This is a genomic window from Megasphaera sp. ASD88, from assembly GCF_002287425.1.
GTDB classification, from domain to species: Bacteria; Bacillota; Negativicutes; order Veillonellales; family Megasphaeraceae; genus Megasphaera; species Megasphaera stantonii.
In genome coordinates, this window is record NZ_NQXW01000003.1 from 135,051 (window position 1) to 154,499 (window position 19,449).

The 19,449-nt window shown below is 52.4% G+C and carries 18 protein-coding genes; 16 read left to right on the top strand and 2 right to left on the bottom strand.

The features are described 5' to 3' along the window. Positions 1-78: 78 nt before the first annotated feature. The 11 genes from CJ260_RS03600 to CJ260_RS03650 all read left to right on the top strand — a co-directional run bounded on the left by CJ260_RS03600 (position 79) and on the right by CJ260_RS03650 (position 10,591). Positions 79-762 carry a response regulator transcription factor gene (locus tag CJ260_RS03600; RefSeq protein WP_095629195.1) on the top strand — a complete coding sequence of 228 codons (684 nt, stop codon included), beginning with the start codon at positions 79-81 and terminating at the stop codon, positions 760-762. Continuing rightward, complete coding sequence (locus CJ260_RS03605) at positions 759-2,480, top strand: ATP-binding protein (protein ID WP_087476827.1); 1,722 nt, start codon at positions 759-761, stop codon at positions 2,478-2,480. The genes CJ260_RS03600 and CJ260_RS03605 overlap by 4 nt, the downstream gene beginning before the upstream one ends. Before the next feature lie 10 nt (positions 2,481-2,490). Then, positions 2,491-3,819: a nickel-dependent lactate racemase gene (larA, locus tag CJ260_RS03610; protein ID WP_095629196.1), complete on the top strand. Its 1,329-nt coding sequence runs from the start codon at positions 2,491-2,493 to the stop codon at positions 3,817-3,819. A gap of 200 nt (positions 3,820-4,019) precedes the next feature. Next, positions 4,020-4,901, top strand: a complete 882-nt coding sequence (locus tag CJ260_RS03615; protein WP_095629197.1) for a phosphate ABC transporter substrate-binding protein — start codon at positions 4,020-4,022, stop codon at positions 4,899-4,901. An 18-nt stretch (positions 4,902-4,919) separates the two neighbouring features. After that, positions 4,920-5,840 (top strand): phosphate ABC transporter permease subunit PstC, encoded by a 921-nt coding sequence (gene pstC, locus CJ260_RS03620; RefSeq protein WP_095629198.1) that lies wholly within the window; start codon positions 4,920-4,922, stop codon positions 5,838-5,840. 3 nt (positions 5,841-5,843) lie between these two features. Next, on the top strand, positions 5,844-6,722 hold the full coding sequence (pstA, locus tag CJ260_RS03625) for a phosphate ABC transporter permease PstA (protein ID WP_095629199.1): 879 nt from the start codon (positions 5,844-5,846) through the stop codon (positions 6,720-6,722). Further along, positions 6,722-7,582, top strand: a complete 861-nt coding sequence (gene pstB / locus CJ260_RS03630; RefSeq protein WP_095629200.1) for a phosphate ABC transporter ATP-binding protein PstB — start codon at positions 6,722-6,724, stop codon at positions 7,580-7,582. The genes pstA and pstB overlap by 1 nt, the downstream gene beginning before the upstream one ends. A 13-nt stretch (positions 7,583-7,595) precedes the next feature. Next, entirely contained in the window at positions 7,596-8,243 is a 648-nt protein-coding gene (gene phoU / locus CJ260_RS03635) for a phosphate signaling complex protein PhoU (protein ID WP_095629201.1), read from the top strand. Positions 8,244-8,373: 130 nt separating this feature from the next. Beyond that, positions 8,374-8,976 carry a hypothetical protein gene (locus CJ260_RS03640; RefSeq protein WP_095629202.1) on the top strand — a complete coding sequence of 201 codons (603 nt, stop codon included), beginning with the start codon at positions 8,374-8,376 and terminating at the stop codon, positions 8,974-8,976. Positions 8,977-9,020: 44 nt separating this feature from the next. Then, on the top strand, positions 9,021-10,265 hold the full coding sequence (locus tag CJ260_RS03645) for a deoxyguanosinetriphosphate triphosphohydrolase family protein (RefSeq protein ID WP_095629203.1): 1,245 nt from the start codon (positions 9,021-9,023) through the stop codon (positions 10,263-10,265). Positions 10,266-10,360: 95 nt separating this feature from the next. After that, positions 10,361-10,591, top strand: a complete 231-nt coding sequence (locus CJ260_RS03650) for a DUF1653 domain-containing protein (protein WP_087476836.1) — start codon at positions 10,361-10,363, stop codon at positions 10,589-10,591. A 100-nt stretch (positions 10,592-10,691) separates the two neighbouring features. Here the strand turns inward: CJ260_RS03650 and CJ260_RS03655 are convergent, their stop codons facing one another. Further along, positions 10,692-10,898: a DUF1858 domain-containing protein gene (locus tag CJ260_RS03655; RefSeq protein ID WP_087476837.1), complete on the bottom strand. Its 207-nt coding sequence runs from the start codon at positions 10,896-10,898 to the stop codon at positions 10,692-10,694. A 600-nt stretch (positions 10,899-11,498) separates the two neighbouring features. Here CJ260_RS03655 and CJ260_RS03660 point away from each other — a divergent pair. Next, a complete protein-coding gene (locus CJ260_RS03660; protein WP_369831686.1) occupies positions 11,499-13,094 on the top strand; it encodes an L-lactate permease in 1,596 nt (531 codons plus the stop codon). Positions 13,095-13,518: 424 nt separating this feature from the next. Here CJ260_RS03660 and CJ260_RS03665 read toward each other — a convergent pair whose 3' ends face one another. Next, a complete protein-coding gene (locus tag CJ260_RS03665; protein ID WP_087476839.1) occupies positions 13,519-14,454 on the bottom strand; it encodes a YitT family protein in 936 nt (311 codons plus the stop codon). 201 nt (positions 14,455-14,655) lie between these two features. Here CJ260_RS03665 and ispE point away from each other — a divergent pair, with 201 nt between their 5' ends. From ispE to CJ260_RS03685, 4 genes are all read left to right on the top strand, one after another. Continuing rightward, on the top strand, positions 14,656-15,546 hold the full coding sequence (gene ispE, locus CJ260_RS03670; RefSeq protein WP_095629205.1) for a 4-(cytidine 5'-diphospho)-2-C-methyl-D-erythritol kinase: 891 nt from the start codon (positions 14,656-14,658) through the stop codon (positions 15,544-15,546). Next, positions 15,524-16,252 (top strand): GntR family transcriptional regulator, encoded by a 729-nt coding sequence (locus CJ260_RS03675; protein ID WP_095629206.1) that lies wholly within the window; start codon positions 15,524-15,526, stop codon positions 16,250-16,252. The genes ispE and CJ260_RS03675 overlap by 23 nt, the downstream gene beginning before the upstream one ends. Positions 16,253-16,493: 241 nt before the next feature. Then, complete coding sequence (gene larA / locus CJ260_RS03680) at positions 16,494-17,795, top strand: nickel-dependent lactate racemase (protein WP_095629207.1); 1,302 nt, start codon at positions 16,494-16,496, stop codon at positions 17,793-17,795. Positions 17,796-18,016: 221 nt separating this feature from the next. Continuing rightward, positions 18,017-19,417 carry an FAD-binding oxidoreductase gene (locus CJ260_RS03685; protein WP_087476843.1) on the top strand — a complete coding sequence of 467 codons (1,401 nt, stop codon included), beginning with the start codon at positions 18,017-18,019 and terminating at the stop codon, positions 19,415-19,417. The last annotated feature ends 32 nt before the right edge of the window (positions 19,418-19,449 follow it).

Consider the following 19,449-nt stretch of genomic DNA (forward strand, 5'->3'; position numbering starts at 1 on the left):
ACCTATGAGGAAAACGATGCTTTGCATGTATAATATAAAGAATAGAATACCATTATATGCAGATTAGGATGTGAGAACATGGCGTTGATTTATTGTGTCGAAGATGATGAAAATATACGTGAACTCGTAGGGTACGCCTTGCGCAGCCAGGATTTTGAAGTAGAAACCTTTGCCGACGGCAAGGAATTCTGGAAGGCTGTGCAGCAGCGCGTACCGGCTCTGGTGCTGCTGGACATCATGCTTCCCGGAGAAAGCGGCACGGAAATATTGGATAAAATTCGAAAAGACACGCAGCTCCGAGCTCTTCCGGTCATCATGCTGACGGCAAAAACCAGCGAATACGACATCGTCCGCGGGCTGGACGGCGGCGCCGACGATTACGTCTGCAAGCCCTTCGGCATCGTCGAGCTGATATCCCGCATACGGTCCGTCCTGCGCCGCAGCAAGCCGCAGCGACGGGAAAGCAACATGTATTCTTTCGGCCCCGTATCCCTCGACGGCGAAAAGCACGTCGTCACTGTCAACGGCGAGCCGTGCCATTTGACGGTCAAGGAATTCGAACTGCTGCGGTATCTTTTGGTCAATATAGACATCGTGCTGAAGCGCGAACAGATCATGGAAGCCGTATGGGGATTTACGTATGAAGGAGAAAGCCGCACTATCGACATGCATATCAAGAGCTTGCGGCAAAAACTGGGCGACGGAGGGCACATTATCCGCACTGTACGCGGCGTCGGGTATGTGATTGGCGGAAACGTATGAGAAAGAAAATATACGTCAGCCTTCTTGCCATGGGGTTCGCCTGCATGGCCATTACCGTCCTGATTTCAGGATGGTTCTTTTGGCAGGCTGTGCAGCGCCAGGCCGCGGAAGAAATGCACGTCGTCATGAACGTCATTTCGAATACGATTCAAAAGAACGACGACATGGAAGCCTACCTGCAGGGAATTGCCGATGGATGCGAAGGCAGCCTGCGCATTACGTGGATCAATCCGGACGGAACTATTCGCTTTGAATCGAAGTATGACAAGTGGCAGATGGAAAATCATCTCGACCGGCCGGAAGTACAGGAGGCGCTAAACGAGGCCTACGGCACGGCTGTCCGCAAGTCCCATACCTTGTCGCGGGACTTATATTATATGGCGGAACAAATGCCGGACGGGACGATCCTGCGCCTCAGCATGGAACGGGAATCTATTTATTCCCATTTCTTGTCGCTGCTGCCGGTTGTGGCTCTGCTGCTCCTTTGCGCGGCCGTAGCCTGCATCAAGGCCTCCCGCATGCTGACGGCCAGCCTTTTGAATCCGCTGCGCCGCACCGTATTGCTCATGCGGCAAATTGGAGATCCCAACGGCATTTCCGTTCCCGCTTCGTACCATGTCGACGCTGAGCTGCGGCCGCTGGTAGATAAAATTATCGACCAGAGCCAGGCCCTGAACCAACTGATTCACAGCTTGGAACAGCAGCGCAACATCGTGCGTCTCATGATGGAAAATTTGCAGGAAGGCGTTATCTTGACAGACGATACGTACCGCATCCTGGGAATGAACCGCTGCGCCGGCGACATCCTGCAGAAAAAGGACGTCTCGTCCTTAGTCGGACAGCCGCTGGAGCCGTTTTTTGCAGAGGCGCCGTGGGATGAAATACACGGACATACCAATCTTCCCGACGTATTGGAGCGGAAAATCAGCAGAGACGCGTCGCTGTATTTATTGACGGTACAGTCGGTGTACCAGGATGAAGAATTTTACGGCGTGCTGTTTATCATTGATGATATTACCGAGCAGGAGCATCGGGAACAGCTGCGCCGCGAATTTACGTCCAACGTGTCCCATGAGCTCAAAACGCCGCTGACCTCTATCAGCGGGTTTGCCGAAGTGCTGTCGGCAGGCTTGTTTAAAAGCGACGCCGACGTCGTCCATTTCGGCTCGCTTATCCGCAAGGAGGCGAAGCGGCTGTTGGCCATGATTGAAGAAATCATGCACCTGACCCGCATCGAGGAAAATCGGGAAAAGGTTCATCGCGAACCGGTGTGCCTGCCGGAAATTATAAGGGATATCGTCGAATTTATGGAACCGATGCTGGTGGAAAAGAAAGTGACCGTTCACTGTACGCTGGAGCAGGCGACGGTACTGGGGGATAAGGGACTGCTGCGGGAAATGGCTATGAATCTCATCGACAATGCGGTCAAGTACAATCTTCCCGGCGGCCATGTATACGTGTCGGTGCGGAAGCGCGGAGACCATATCGACTTTGCCGTTAAGGATACGGGGATCGGCATTCCCGAAGACAAGCAGAAGCGCGTGTTCGAGCGCTTTTACCGGGCTGACACGAGCCGTTCCCGGAAGATAAGCGGCAGCGGACTGGGCCTGTCTATTGTCAAGCATATTGCTGAATACCATAACGGCACGATTACGCTCCGCAGCAAGGAAAATCACGGGACTGAAATCATCATTCATTTGCCGTCAGGCAATTCATAAGGAGAAATACATGAAACAATATACGTTTCCATATGGACGTGGAGTTCAAACCGTCGTATTGCCGGAAGACCATGTAGCGTACGAGCTGAAGGGAATTGGGGCGGCGCCTGTAGCGGACGTGACAAAGGCAGTGCAGAAGGCGCTGCGCAGGGTATATCCGAAGGACGCACTATCAGAACGCGTCGCGCCGTATGAAAAGGTCGTCATCGTCGTCAGCGACGGAACGAGGATGGTATATACGCCGCAGATGCTGGACGCCGTCATCGGCGAGCTCCATACCATCGGCGTGGCGGATGAACAGATTACGCTGCTCGTCGCCTTAGGGACGCACCGGCCGGCGACAAAGCGGGAGCTGACGGAAATATGCGGCTCTTGGGTAAACAGACTGCGCGTCGTGCAGCATGACTGCCGGGACAAAACGCAGCTGGCTTATGTCGGAACGACGCCGGAGGGGAATGCCGTATATCTGAATCGGCTGGCTGTAGAAGCCGATAAGGTCATCCTTACGGGGGGCATTTCGTTTCACGACATGGCCGGCTTCAGCGGCGGGCGAAAGGCTGTTCTGCCCGGCTTGGCCGGATACGATACGATTATGCGGAACCACGCCCTGGCCTTGAACGCGGAAGATATAGGCGGGCGGAACCGATGCTGCGACGCAGCACGGCTGGAAGGCAATCCCATGCACGAAGACATGGTGGAAGGGACGTTGTTTATTGAGCCTGATTTTATGGTCAATACGGTGCTGGGCGCTGACGGCGCAGTCATCGACGTCGTGGCAGGCCATTGGCTGACGGACTGGCAGGATGGATGCCGGCTGCTGCTGGCCGCCGACAGCGTTGCAATTCCTCAAAAGGCGGACGTGACGATTGCTTCGGCCGGAGGATATCCGAAGGATATCAATTTCTATCAGGCCACGAAGGCCCATATGAACGCCGTCTTTGCGACGAAGCCGGGAGGCATTATGATTTTAGTCATGGAATGCCCCGACATAAGCGAACCGCCGGAATTTGCCAAAGCTTTTGGCCGGCGTGATACATCTGCAGCTGAGCAGGATCTGCGGCAGCACTTCACCATTGGCGCATTTTCCGCCTATAAGACGCAGGAAATCATCGAGTCCATGCGGGCAGTGTTCGTCGTCACGGAGAGAAAAAACTTTGACATCATGAAACAAAGCGGCCAAATTCCCGTCGAATCGCTGGAAGAAGCCTGGCAGGCGGCAAACGCCATATTGGCGGAAGAGGGAAAAGAGGACTACACCATAGCCCTCATGCCCTATGCCGCGTCGACGCTGCCAGTAATAAAGAAGACTAGAGAAGAAATAGAATACGATATTGAATGAAAGAGCGCCCTTTCGGGCGCTTTTTTACTGGCCAGAATTCTCTATTAGGTTGCCTGTTTTGCAAAAGATGTCTGCTTTTGTAAATTTTACAAAACTTTACATTGTCTACATTGTAACCTTACATACCTTTGTTAGGATAAGTACGTATCAAGCAAGAAGCACTCATAAACTTGTACTTGACAAAAGGAGAGGATCTTAATATGAAATTGAGAAAGTTAGTTCTTGCTGCATTAGCGGCAATGATGGTTGTCAGCGCAGCCGGCTGCGGCGGCGAACAGAAGAGCGAAAGCAGCTCGAATACGGCGGCTGTATCTGGCAGCATTACCGGCTCTGGTTCTTCTGCATTGCTTCCTTTGGTAAAAGATGCTGCGGAAAAGTTCAAAGCTAATAACAAAGACGTAACGATTACCTTAAACGCCGGCGGTTCCGGCACGGGCCTGAAACAGGTTTCCGACGGCTCCGTAGACATGGGCAACTCCGACGTACCGGCTGAAACGAAACTCGACAAAGCGAAAGCTGAAAAGCTCGTAGACCATAAAGTATGCGTTATGACTGTCGCTACCATCGTCAATAAAGACGTAGGCGTTAAGAACCTGACTCGTCAGCAGCTTCAGGATATCTTCACGGCTAAAGTTACAAACTGGAAAGATGTCGGCGGCCCGGACAAACCGATCGTCCTCGTAACTCGTCCGAAAACTTCCGGTACGCGAGCTCTCTTTAAACAGTACGCGATCAACGGTGCAGAAGAAGCAGACAACAAATCTCTCGAAACGGATAACTCCGGTATTCTTATCCAGAGCGTAGCGCAGAACCCCGGTGCTATTGGCTACGTAGCTCTTCCTTACCTCATTAACGACAAGAGCGTAGATGTTCTGTCCATCGACGGCGTAGAACCGACGCTGGAAAATACATACAGCGGTAAATATGCCGTATGGGGCTACGAACACATCTACACGAGCAAAGAACCGAAAGCTGCCGTTAAAGCCTTCCTTGAATACATTATGGGCGACGAATACGGCAAGCGCATTGAAGAACTTGGCTACGGCGTAAGCTCCAAGATGCAGACAAAAGAAGTTCACTAATCACACGGAGGGAATGTAATGAATGCAATCGAAGCGGCGGTCTCTAGAGCCCACCGAAGCGAGAAAGCAGCCCGGACCTTCATTACAGTATGCGGCATCGGTATGGCACTGGTGCCGTTTCTCATTGGGGCCTTTCTCTTTATAAAGGGTACAGATACCTTTTTCCTGTTTGGACATGGCGTCGGCGAGTTCTTATTCTCCGGCGAATGGAATCCGAGCGATACGGCAGAAGGCGGCGGCCAGGTCGGCGCGGCCAAGTTCCTGGCCGGCTCCCTCGTGACCTGTTTGTTGGCGCTGATTATTACCCTGCCTTTAAGTATTTCGTCGGCGATCTTCATGACGGAAATTGCGTCTCCCCGGACGCGCCGCCTTATTCAGCCGGCTATTGAATTGTTTACGGGGATTCCTTCCGTTGTCTACGGCTTCGTAGGCATGACGGTACTGATTCCCTTCCTGCGCAGCATTTTCCCCATGCCCTTTGGTTTTTCTGTATTGGCGGCAGGCATTGTGCTGGCCATCATGATTTTTCCTACGATTACGACCATGGCAGCCGACGCAATGGCGGCAGTGCCGAAATCATGGCGTGAAGCTTCGTACGGCTTGGGCGCTACGCGTTGGGAAACTATTGCTCATGTAGTGCTTCCAGCAGCCAAGGGCGGCATTTTTACTGGCATTATCCTCGGTCTGGCCCGTGCTCTCGGCGAAGCGTTAGCTGTTGCGATGGTTATCGGCCAGATGAAGGTCTTTCCGACGTCGCTATTCCTGCCGGCCAGCACCTTGACGACGGCTATTTCCGCTGATATGGGCGGGGCTATGGAAGGCGGCGAATACAGTGCGGCGCTGTGGACAATGGCTCTTATCCTGTTTCTCTTGTCCTTCCTGTTTATTTTCCTGATTCATCAGCTCAATGCAGCTTCCAGCTTAAAAGGAGGCAAATAATATATGACTAGTGTACAGTCCAAAAAGAAAATGGACAATATCATGACCAGCCTGTTTCTGTGCGGCGCCGGATTTGCCGTCGTACTGCTCGTGGCCTTCGTTGGGTTTGTTATTGTCGAAGGCTTCAGCGGCATGACGCCGGAAATGCTGTCCTTTACGGGAAGCGGCATGGGCAACATGTTCTTTAATACATTATATCTGGTATTCCTGGCGCTGATTGCCAGTACCATTACGGGTATTCCCGCTGGGATTTACCTGGCTGAATATGCAAAAAAAGGCCGCATTACCCACTGGGTTCGAATGGCTGTTGAAACCTTAGCTTCGCTGCCATCTATTGTCGTCGGCTTGTTCGGTTATCTAGTATTTATCGTTATGACTGGTTCGCAGTGGAATCTATTCGCCGGCTCTCTGGCCGTATCGATCTTGACGCTGCCTCTGGTCACGTCTGTAACGGAAGACGCACTGCGCAATCTTCCTGACAGCTATCGTCAGGGCAGTCTCGGCTTAGGCGCATCCCACTGGCAGACGATCTGGCGCGTACTGCTGCCGGCTTGTTTTCCCCGCATCATGACTGGTCTTATCATGGCCGCCGGCCGCGGATTCGGCGAAGCCGCCGCGCTGATGTTTACTGCCGGTATGTCGACGGATATTAACTGGTCCAACTGGGACATTACGTCTACGTCTTGTCCGCTGAATCCCTTCCGCCCCGGTGAAACCCTGGCTCTGCATATCTGGGCTCTTCGGACGGAAGCGCTGCATGCCGACGCTGCGCAGCAGGCTGCTACGTCTTCGGCTATCTTGATGATTCTCGTCGTATCGTTCAGCTTGGCTGCGCGGTATATGAGTTGGCGTATTGATAAGAAAATGGGAGGAAATAAATAATGGCAGAATTGACGACAACCTTGTCCGGCTATGGCGCAGCGCAGCAGAAAGAAGCTTCGCAGGATGTTGTAGCTACTCGTGAGTTGGAAAAAGAAAGCGCAAAATTGACGGAAGCAACCTTTGACGTAACGGGATTGGATTTATTCTATGACCAGACGCAGGCGCTGAAGGATATTTCCATGAAGATAAATAAAAACGAAATTACGGCCTTCATTGGGCCGTCGGGCTGCGGCAAATCGACGTTCCTTAAGACGCTGAACCGCATGAACGACTGGGTAGAAGGCTGCCGTATTACAGGCAAGGTTCTGTTTGAAGGCAAAGATATCTTTAAAGAAGTCGATCCCCTGGCTCTGCGATATCGCGTAGGCATGGTATTCCAGCAGCCGACGCCGTTCCCGAAGAGTGTCTTTGAAAACGTTGCCTATGGGCCGCGTATCCAGGGTATTTCTAATAAAAAAGAATTGGAAGAAATCGTTGAAAAAAGCCTGCGCGCCGCTGCTTGCTGGGACGAAATGAAGGACCGTCTCCATAAGAGCGCCTTAGGCTTGTCCGGCGGCCAGCAGCAGCGTCTGTGCATCGCCCGTACCCTGGCAGCCAATCCGTCGGTTATCCTCATGGACGAACCGACGTCGGCCCTGGACCCGATTTCTACGCAGAAGATCGAAGACCTGGCGCTGGAATTGAAGGAAAAATATACCATCGTCATCGTAACGCACAGCATGCAGCAGGCCCGTCGTATTTCCGACAAGACGGCCTTCTTCCTCCTGGGCGAGTTGATCGAATACAACAACACGGTCGACATGTTTACCAATCCGTCGAATCCGAAAACAGAAGAATACATCACGGGCCGCTTCGGCTAATAGGAGGTTAAGCATGTTACAAACATATGAAAATTCTATGAAGGTGCTGAACCAAGAGCTGTCTGCTCTGGGACTCAGCATCGAGGCCGCCATCGATAAGACCTGGAAGGTCTTGGAAACCTTTGACGTCGAATTGGCCGACGAAGTGTATAACGGCGACACGGAAATCGACGAAAAGGTACGGGAATGCATGCGCATGGACTTGACCATCAGCATGACCCAGAGTCCTGTAGCCGCCGATTGGCGCAGTCTCATGGCCACGCTGAAGATTTTGTCTGACTTGGAACGCATTGCCGATCACTGCGCGGATATTTGCCGGTACGTCCATTTGCTGGCCGATACGGGCCATCCCATCGCGCCGCCGCCGGGACTGCGGGAAATGTACGGCGTCATGTCGTCCATGGTCAGCGACGTCCTCGATTTCTACAAGGGCAAAGACAGCGCTCAGGCCGATCTGATGAAGGATAAGGACGACGTCGTCGACGTAGCCTTTACCCATCTGATGGAAGAAATTTCCGAACAGATGAACAAGGATTCCCAGAATTCCAAGCAGTACGTCACCTACGTGCTGATCGTCAAATATATTGAACGCATGGCCGACCATGCCAACAATATTGCCAACTGGGTTATTTACCGGGAAAAGAACGAAATCAATATTTAATCCATGTGCCCTTTCACCTGCCCGCACGTACGCGCGGCAGGTGATTTTTCATATGGGGCGAGCTCGACAGACGGGGAGAAGCATACTATAATAAACACCATAAGCGGTAATATAGGAGGAATTTATCAGCATGGGATTTTTTGACGCTTTGGTAAAATCAGATATAAACAGGACGCGCAGCGAAAAGATGTACGACGACGCGCTGAAATTGTTTAACTCGGCGCAGCTGCAGAACGAAACGCTGCCGCCGGAATTAAAAGCGGAAGTAGAAGGGGGCGAAGACTGCGACGTCCTTTCCCAGGGCAGCGGCCGGTTTGGCCACGATATGGGCAATCCCATACCCGTCAACGGCCCCTTCGGCGAAATGACCTACTTGTCGCGCCTCCGCCTGCGCAGCACCGGCTCGATGGTGTTTTTTCACAAGGTTGAAACGATCGGCCGCATCGACAAATTTGAGCTGGTCAACGTCAGCGGAAAGGTCGTCGACTACTTGTATCTGGACATGTATCATCCCCGGGCGTCGCGGCGCTATCCCGAAGGCTACACCCTGGAAAAAGAAGCCGTCTTTCCCCGCGGCGTCACGACGACTGTTCCCGATTTTCCCGCCGGCCTGTACAAGCTGATTAAAAAGGAGGCCAAGCAGCGCCTGGGCGTGGACGTAGCCGAAAAGGAAAGCGACCGCATCGATGTTGAACAGGCCCATGCTTCTATCCGGGAATTGCGGAAGCTATAAAGCTTTCTGGAATCCGGCTGCAGCTTCAAGAAAGGAGTGAAACGATGGAAAAGGCCTTTGCTTCTGTACGCATGGACGAGCATCATCCGAACTGGCAGATTGCCATCAGCCGTAAAGGCAGCCTGTATCGTCGGGAAGGAGATTTCCGCACGGAATTTGGCCGCGATTATACGCGTATTCTTCATTCGACGGCCTACAGCCGCCTCAAGCACAAGACCCAGGTGTTTTTTACGACGAAAAACGACCATATCTGCACGCGCATTGAGCACGTCAATCACGTCGCGTCCGTAAGCGGTACCATCGGCCGGTATTTGGGGCTGAATACGGAGCTCATCAGCGCCATTGCCAACGGCCACGACCTGGGCCACGCGCCTTTCGGCCATTTGGGAGAACGGGTATTGAGCCGCATCAGCCAGGCCGAGCTGGGAGAGACGTTTTGGCACGAACGGCAGGGCCTCCGCGTCGTCGACGATATGGAAACGCTGCTGGACCCAGCCGGGAAAATGAAAAACATGATGCTGACCTACGCTGTCCGCGACGGCATTATCAATCACTGCGGCGAAGTGCGGCAGACGGTGCTGCGCCCTCGGGAACATGTCGTCCCTCTGGAGTCGATTACCCGTCCTAACGAATATGAGCCCTATACCTGGGAAGGATGCGTCGTCAAAATTGCTGATAAAATCGCCTATCTGGGCAGAGATATTGAAGACGCCGTGCGCCTGCGCATCCTGACGGAAGACGGCAAGCCCCTGGCCGAGCTGAAGCAGCGGCTGAACGAGCAGCTTCACGCCCATCTCCAATCCCTGACCAATACGTCGATCATGTATCCCCTGATTACGGATATCTGCCGGGAAAGCACTCCGGAGAAGGGGCTGGTGCTTTCAGAGTCCCATCTGAAGCTCATGGACGACGTCATGAAGTTCAACTACGAGTACATTTACCGCAGCAAGCGTCTGGAAGTATACCATGCCTACGCCAGGCTGATTCTGGAATCGATTTACGGCATTTTGAAGGCGTGCTATGCCGGCGGCAATACGCTTCAGGAGCTGGAACGGCTGCGCCAGGACTATCCCACCTTAGGAAAACATTTTTTGGAGCGCATGAAGAAGTATTCCGATATTGGCCGGGCCGTAGCCAGCCGGGATAAATTCGGCAACGCCTTTGGAAACGCTGTGATGTACCGCATCGCCGACGATGAAAAAGACTACCGGCTGGCCTGCATCGATTATATCGCCGGCATGACCGATACCTACGCAGAAAAAATTTTCGACGAGCTTACGACATTTTAATGGAAATATGGTATAATGATACGGCAGATTTAGAAAATATGCCGGACATGAGATTCGGCAGGAACATCAGATATGCGCAGGAGGGGTTCAGACTCATGAGAGATTTACCGCAGGCCCATGAAATATGGCGTCATTTTAAAAATAATATGTACGAAATCATTACGATTGCAGAGCATACGGAAACAGGTGAAAAGTTCGTCATCTATAAAGCGCTGCAGGATACGATGAAGACCTACGCCCGTCCGCTGAAGGACTTCATGAGCGAAGTGGACAAGGCAAAGTATCCGAAGGCAGATCAGGATTTCCGCTTTGTTAAAGTAAAATAAAACGGCGTCTATACCGCCGTTCCGCATGAAATAAGCCGCAGGACAACGCTTCGACGCGCTGCCTGCGGCCTATTTTTTACTGTGTATGATGTGAAAGATATTAGCCCTTCGCTGCGATGCATTCGTTGAGATCGGCGATAAGAGCGTCTACATCGATGCCGTGGGCGCCGGCGCCCTGGCCAATCGTTTCAAAATGGGCGGCCATGCAGCCGACGCAGCCCAGACCGTATTGCTGGAATACTTCGAGAATCTGGGGGTATTTCTGAACCGCTTCGATGATGCCTGTATCTTTTGTAATTTCTGCCATGATACATCCTCCTTGGTATAGTCTTTTCCGTATGTTTTGAAAGAACTTCCGGATTGCATCCTATTATACCATACTTTTTCAGTTTTGTATTGCCTGTTTGCAGGAATTTCTGCGGCAGCCTATAGATTACCTTGCTGTGGGAAGGGGAGTCAAGGATATATGTAAAAAAAACATAGTAAAAATGATACGATTAAATACATAGAAATATAAAAGTGGAATAAATCGGTATGCTTATATCGAATGTGCGATAGATGAAAATGGGGGAAATATTTTGCTTTGCGAAAAGATTCAGAAAATAGTAAGATATTAAATGAAAAAGTTAAAAATATTAAGAGAACCTGGATAAACAAATGAGCGAAAGGAATAGCAAATTTTTTTGCTTGCAATAATTAAATAGTATGTTGCATTATTCGATACTTGCAATAATTAAATAGTATGTTGCATTATTCGATACATGCATTATAATAATAACAAAGGTTATTCTTTACACTACTAAAAGGAAAGGAGCGCAAAGTAATATTGTATGCTGAATGCCGTTGGAGTATGCGGCATTCGTAATGTTTTCTGTTTTTATGTATGAAAGGGTGAATTTGGATTATGATGGTATTTTTGGCAGTACTGCCGCTGTTATGGCTTATCGTTGCCTTGTCCATTTTAAAAGTACCGGCATGGAAAGCCTGCGGGGTTGCAGCAATTATTTCATTCATCGTCGCCGTCGTGCCCTTCGGTAAGGAAGCTGGCATCATGGCAACAGGCGCGCTGGAAGGCGTTGCCTTGGCTATCTGGCCTATTTTGTTAGTTATTACGTCGGCTATTTTCACGTATAACCTCGTCGTCCGCACCGGCGCTATGGAAACGATTAAGACGATGCTGACGTCTGTAAGCTCGGATATGCGTATCCTGTCCCTCCTCTTGGCTTGGGGCTTCGGCGCCTTCATGGAAGGCATGGCTGGTTTCGGTACGGCCGTTGCAATTCCGGCGGCTATGATGGTCGGCCTCGGCTTTCATCCGCTGAAATCTATCCTGGCCTGCCTGGTTGCGAACTCCGTTCCGACGACCTTCGGCTCTATCGCTATTCCGACGACGACCTTGGCGACGTTGACGCATCTTGATTCCGTCGGCCTGGGCCAGTTCATTGCAATTCAGCTCTTTATTCTTAATACATTAAGCCCGTTCTTCGTAGTTATGATCATGGGCGGCGGCCCGAAAGCCCTGAAAGGCGTATTCATGCCGACCCTGATTTCCGGCTTGGCCCTGTCCGTTCCGGAATTGCTCATCAACATGGCTATGGGTCCTGAACTGTCCGTTATCGTTCCGTCGGCTATTATCATGGGCTCCATCGTCGTCTGCGCGAAGATCTTCAAGACCGACGATCCGGAATACCGCGTCGAAGCTGAAGTTCGTCAGATTTCTTCCAGCGAAGGTATCAGCGCGACCATGCCGTTTATCTTGATCTTCGTGTTGTTAATCATTACGTCTAAGTTCTTCCCGTTCATCAACGGCCCGCTCAGCGCATTTAAGACGTCTGTTCAGATTTATGCCGGCCCCGGCGCTTCCCCCTATACCTTCGTATGGGTTGCTACGCCTGGCATCATGATCTTCCTCTCGGCATTCCTCGGCGGCGCGTATCAGAAGGCTAGCCTCGGCAAAATGCTCGGCGTTTTGGGGGATACCTTCAAAGGCCTGAAATTTACGTACGTTACGATTATCTGCGTCGTTATGACGGCTAAATTGATGACGTACAGCGGCATGACCGCTGAAATCGCCGGCGCTCTCGTCGCTGCGACGGGTTCCATGTATCCGGCCTTTGCTCCTCTCGTAGGCGCTCTCGGCGCATTCATCACCGGTTCCGGCACGAACGCCAACGTCCTCTTCGGGCCCCTGCAGACGGCGGCTGCCGCGCAGATGGTTCCCGGCGACACGGGCTTGGCTATGTGGCTCGCAGCTACGAACTCCGCAGGCGCAGGCATCGGCAAGATGTTCTCCCCGCAGAGTATCGCTATCGGCATCGGCGCTGTTGCTCCGGCCTTGGAAGCTTATATTTCTGAAAAGAAAGTGGAAAGCGGCGAAGCGGACAGCCTGCGTCAGAGCATTCAGGCCAACGTCATTATGCAGAGCATTGCGAAGTACTTCGTTATCTATATCGTAGTCGCTGGCCTCTGCGCTTACTTCGGCTTGAGCATGTTCGTTCACTAAGCATATACTTGAAATTAAAACAGGAATCTGCCTCGGCAGGTTCCTGTTTTTTTGATATCCGCTGCCTGTTTCTATTCCTCCTTATAATGAAGCTCGCTGCTTGCAGTTCCTGGAAGGCGAGAAACATATAATTGGCCAATGCTTTGTCTGTTGAAGACTGGCTGTTTAATTATTTTATGTGCTGCCGCTGCGGGGCGGCGGCGATGTCATAGGTTGTGTGTGTCATTGCGAGGATACGCCAAGACAGGGCTTTGAGGCGGCGCAGCGGCTGTCTTTTCCGTGATTTGCTGTCAAAATAACTTTGCAGAGGCAGGAGCTGTGTCCTGCCTTAGGTATGGGCTTTTCTTTTGCTGCCCGACAGGCGCGGCGAGGGATAAAAAATCGCTGCCTGCCGTAACGGACAGCAGACAGCGCATGTACCGGATTAATATTCCGGCGGCATATTTTTCTTGGTTCGCGGCATTTTCAGAGCGTCGCCCGGCGAATCGTGGTATTTTACGGACGGCCCTGTAAAGCCGCGGCCGACGACTTCCGAGGCGTCGCTGATGATCATGAAGGCTCCAGGGTCGATTTTGTTGACCAGTTCCTTGATCTTGGCGATTTCCGTCAGCTTGATGACGGCGTAGATAATGCGTTTATCCTGCATGGTATAAGCTCCCTGGCCGTACAGGTACGTCGCGCCGTGGCCGATGTAGCGCATGAGCAGGTTGGCGATTTCTTCCGCATGGTTGGAAATGATAAAGACCGATTTCCGCTGCTTCAGGCCGATGACGACCTTGTTGGTAATGAAGGCCGTAATATAGGTGCTGACGAAGGTGAGAACGGCCATTTCCAGGGAAAACATGTAGGCGGCGGCGACGAGGATGAGGGAGTTGATGACCATGACGACGTTGCCCATTTCCAGGGAATAGTATTTCTTTACGATGGCTCCGACGACGTCCAGGCCGCCGCTGTTGCCGTTGTATTTGTATAAAATGCCGAACCCCAGTCCTGATACCAGGCCGCCGGTGATGCTGGAAATCATCGGGTCCTTGACGATGTCCCACGTCGAAAGGAAGGCCGTCGCGTCGGCCAGCACGGAGAAGATAGCCGTGCCGACGATGCTGAGGATGGTATACTGCCGTCCCATGAATTTGTAGCAGGCAATCATAATCGGTATGTTGAGGGCGAAAATACCTACGCCGACAGGCAGGCCCACGGCGAAGTAAAACATGATGGCTACGCCGCCGATGCCGCTGCTGAGCAGGTGATGGGGGATGAAAAAGGCATTCATGCCGACGGTTACGATGAGACAGCCGATGAAGGAGGCAATGTAGGGAATTGCCAATTGTTTCAGCGATGTGTCCTGTGTTGTTTTCATGCTCTTTGCTCCTGTAAAAATGCAGAAAGAATTGTAAAATAAAGAAAAAAACGGTATAATTAAAAGTAACGCCGCTGCATCAGTATGTACAGTGGCAATGGATAACAATGGCCGTTTGCCGTTGTTGTCTCACATTATAACATAGGAATTTTTTAATTCAATATAGATTGCAGATTTTTCATTCGAAATGGAGAGCTGGGAATGATAGAAGAGATAGGCTGCGGAAAAATTAATTTGGCCCTGGCGATTACAGGCCGGCGGGACGACGGATACCACGATATCGACACGATATTTCAATCTATCGGCCTGCACGACGTAATCCGCTTGGAAGAGGCAGATGAATTTTTGCTGACCTGTTCGAATCCGGCGCTGGCCTGCGACGAGACAAATTTAGCGTATAAAGCTTACACGGCGCTGCTTCCGTACCGCTGCGGCCCGAAAGGCGTTCGCATTCACATTGAAAAGAACATTCCCGTCGCGGCGGGGCTGGCCGGCGGCAGCACGGACTGCGCGGCCGTGCTGCGAGGGCTCAATCGCTTGTGGCGGCTGGGCCTGACGGTAGAGGAACTGTGCCGCATCGGCGCTTCTATCGGTGCCGACGTCCCCTTTTGCGTCTGCGGCGGGACGATGCGGGGCAGGGGAATCGGTGAGGTATTGACGCCGCTGCCGCCGCTTCCGCCGCGGCCTGTCCTCATCGTTCATCCGCCGGTGCCAGTCTACACGGGGAAAGCCTATTCCTTATTCGACACGACGCCCCGGTTGCAGAGCATAGCCGTAGACGAGGCGGCAAAGGCCGTAGAAGCTGCCGATTTTGAAGGGCTGGAAGTCCATATGGGCAACACCTTTGAAGAATTGGTCATTCCCGACGTGCCGATGATAGAAACGTGCCGGGCTATGCTGCGCCGTCAGGGCCTGCGGCCTCTCATGGCCGGCAGCGGGCCTACCGTGTTTGCCCTGGTGCCGCCGTTGGCATCGGCTGACGACATATACAGGGCCGTTGCCGCAGAGGCGAAAGACCGGGGAATTGATGTATATATAAGTTCGTTAGTGGAAGGAAATGGCGAGCCATATGAAGAAAACGACGGGATATAAATTAGAGCCCATTCAGTTAGACGTATATAGACCGTTGCGCGATGTCGTCAGCGACGTGCTGCGCCAGGCCATTAAGGACGGCGTGCTGAAGCCTGGCGAGCGGTTGATGGAAATTCGCCTGGCCGAGGAGCTGGGCGTGAGCAGGACGCCGATCCGCGAAGCCATCCGCAAATTGGAGCAGGAAGGGTTTGTCGTCATGGTGCCGCGGCGCGGTACCTATGTGGCCGATATTTCGCTGAAGGATATTTCCCAGGTTTTTGAAATCCGCGGCGCTTTGGAAGAGCTGGCCGCCGGGCTGGCCGCCGAGCGCATTACGCCGGATGAGCTGGAGCGGCTGGAGCGGATATTGGTGGAAATCAACGAATACATGGCTCACGACGACTTTGATAAGATCGTCGACGCTGACGTCCGCTTTCATGACGTCCTGTATCAGGCCAGCCGGAATCAGCGCCTCGTCGACATCCTGCATAATCTGAGAGAGCAGATGCTCCGCTTCCGCTCCATATCCATGCATTACCCGGGCCGCCTGGCTGCTACGTGGGAAGAACACCGGCAGATGGTGGAAAACATAGCCAACCATAACAGCGCCATGGCCCGCAAGGTAGCAAAAAAGCATATGGAAAATTCGGAAAAAACCCTCCTCAAGGGCATCAGACAGGACGAAGAGTCGGCTCGTCAGATTCATGAATTGTTTCCTCATTCGTAACGGCCGAGGCCGGTAAAGAGGGCGATAGTATGTTGCATTCGTTTGTGCATTTTGTCAGCTTGGTTAGAAATAAAGAGAAAAATATGGACGAGTACGAACATTTTTTGTGCGTGCTGACCATCGTCTTATTCATACTGCTTCTGGTGCGCTCCTTAGTCGCGTTATACATGGGACGATGGAATTTATTTACAGATATATGAGGAAAGCTAGTTAATTATTGTTATATAAGGGGGATATGTGCATGAAAACTTTTTCGCTTCCCTGCGGCAAAGGGACACAAACCGTTTCGTTGGAAGAAAGCCATATGTTATACGACCTGCACGGCAACGACGTAACCGTCGCCGCCGATGAACAGGCCGCAGTACGCCAGGCCCTGCGCCAGCCTGTAGGCAGCGCGCCCCTGCGCGACGTCATCCAGGCCGGCGATACCGTGGCCATCATCGTCAGCGATATTACCCGCCTGGTCCATACGGATATCATGCTGCCGGTTATCGTAGAGGAATTGAACTCCATCGGCGTGAAGGACGAGCAGATCACCGTCATTACGGCCCAGGGCACCCATCGGGCCCATACGCCGGAAGAAGACGCCATCGTCTGCGGCCAGGAGATGGCGAAGCGCCTGCGCATCGTCAACCACGACTGCCGCAACGACGAGGCTTTGACCTGCATCGGCACGACGACCTATGGAAACGACGTATATATCAACGCCGAAGCGGTTAAGGCTGATAAGGTCATTTTGACCGGCTCCGTGTCTTTCCATCCCATGGCTGGATTCGGCGGCGGGCGAAAGGCCGTGCTGCCCGGCATTGCCGGATACGACACGATTATGCGCAATCACGCCATGGCCTTGACAGAAGACGTTGGCGGCGGCTGCAATCCCTTATGCGAAACGAGCTTGCTGGAACACAACCCCCTTCATGACGACATGCGTCAGGCGGCGGAAATGCTGAACCCGGCCTACCTGGTCAATACGGTGTTTACGGCCGACGGCGAGTTATACGAAGTCGTAGGCGGCCACTGGTACGAAGCGTGGAAAAAGGGATGCGACGATTTACTGCGCATTGCCAGCGTTCCGATTCAGGAGCTGTCGGACGTCACTATCGGTTCGGCCGGCGGATATCCTAAGGACATGAACCTGTATCAAAGCATGAAGGCCCATATGAACTCCGTCTTTGCGACGAAGCCCGGCGGCATTATGATTTTCACCTTAGATTGCCCGGACATTAAGGAACCGGCTATTTTTACCAATTGGTTTTTCCGCAGCAACATGGAAGAGTTTGAACGGGATTTGCGCGCTGATTTCTCGATTCCCGCCTTCGTGGCCTTTAAATCGCGGTGCATCATCAATTCCATGAAGCAGGTATATGTCGTTACCCGGCCGGAAAACTTTGATATTATCCGCCAGAGCGGCCAGATTCCGGCGGCGACGCTGGAAGAAGCCTGGACTATGGCGCAGGAAGAATTGAAGCGGGAAGGAAAGGACGACTATACGGTGACCGTTATGGGACACGCGTCGGCTACCTTCCCGGTACTGCAGAAATAAGACAGACGGGCTGACCCGAAGCGAACTGCTTCGGGTTATACGTTTTACTCATGATTTATGCATAAAAATCATGGTTAGGAATGATAAAACTGTATAGTCTTTTTCTGGGCAAGGCAAGACAAATGAAATGGCCTGTATTATAATAAGCGTATTCAACTGATTTGTTGCAGCTGCAGAAACGGAAGTTGCAGTATATCGTAAAAAAGGGGATGCAGTTAGTTATGAAACAATATAATCCGGTTACAGAAGAAGTCGTCAAGGCTCTTCAGGACGTCGTCGGGGAAAAATACGTCAAAACGGCGCCCGACGTATTAGATGTGTATAAATCTGACGAAAGCCTGGCGCCGTCGTATTGGCGCACGCCGGAAGTCGTCGTGCTGCCGGCCAATACGGAAGAAGTGGCTGAAATCGTCAAGATCGCTAATAAATACAACGTTCCCGTTACGCCGCGAAGCGCCGGCACCAGCGTCAGCTGCGGCGCCGTGCCGGTATACCATGGCATCGTCCTGCTGATGGAACGGATGAACCGCATTTTGGAAGTCAACGAAGAAGGCATGTACATGGTTGTCGAAGCGGGCGTGCGTACGATCGACATTCAAAATTTGGCTAAATCTAAAGGCCTGCTGTACGCCGGCGACCCGTGCAGCTCCGACAGCTGCCTCATCGGCGGCAACCTGGCTACCAACGCCGGCGGCAACAAAGCTGTGCGCTATGGTACGACCCGTCATCAGGTATACGCCATTGAAGTCGTCCTGCCGAACGGCAAGATCGCCAACCTCGGCGCGCCTTTGAAGAAATGCTCGACAGGCTTCTGCCTCGACCAGCTGGTCATCGGCTCGGAAGGCACGCTGGGCATTATTACGAAGGCGACGCTGAAGCTCGTCCCCCTGTGCCCGTACCGCCTCGACGTATTGGCCGTCTTTACCGATCTGGGCAAAGCTACGGCCCTGGTGCCGAACTTAATCAAGGCCGGCCTCAATCCGACGTCCGTCGAATTTATGGACAACAACTTCGTCCGCAGCGCCAGCGATTACAGCGACCTGCGCCTGCCTCATTATGAAGACGGTTATTACGATATCATTTCGATCGAAACGTTCAATGAAGACGAATTGGACGACAAGATGGAAAAATTGGCGGCCATTTGCGAAGCCTGCGGCGCAACGGACGTCGTAGAAGCCGACGACAGAGTGTGGACAGTCCGCCGCAACTGCCTGGAAAGCACCCGCGTGTTCTCCAAGGTCGCCACGTCGGAAGATTTGGTCGTACCGGTCACGAAGATTGCCGACTGCATCCAGTCCTTAGTCGAAGAAAGCAAGAAATACGACTTCCGCGTATTCTGCCTGGCTCATGCCGGCGACGGCAACCTCCATTTCCAAATCCTGAAATGCGATATGAGCGATGAAGAATGGGAAAAACAGCTGGAAGAATTCCGCGACGTCGCCTATAAATACGTATACGGCTTAGGCGGCCGCTTGTCCGGCGAACACGGCATCGGCTTTAAGCGCCTCGACTACATGGAAAAATACACCGATCCGGTAGAACTGGAACTCATGAAGTCTATCAAACGGGCTATCGACCCCAACTGGATTTTAAACCCCGGCAAGGTCATCAGCGCCGACTAATGTTCTGGAATAGATAAGCAACTGCGCAGTGC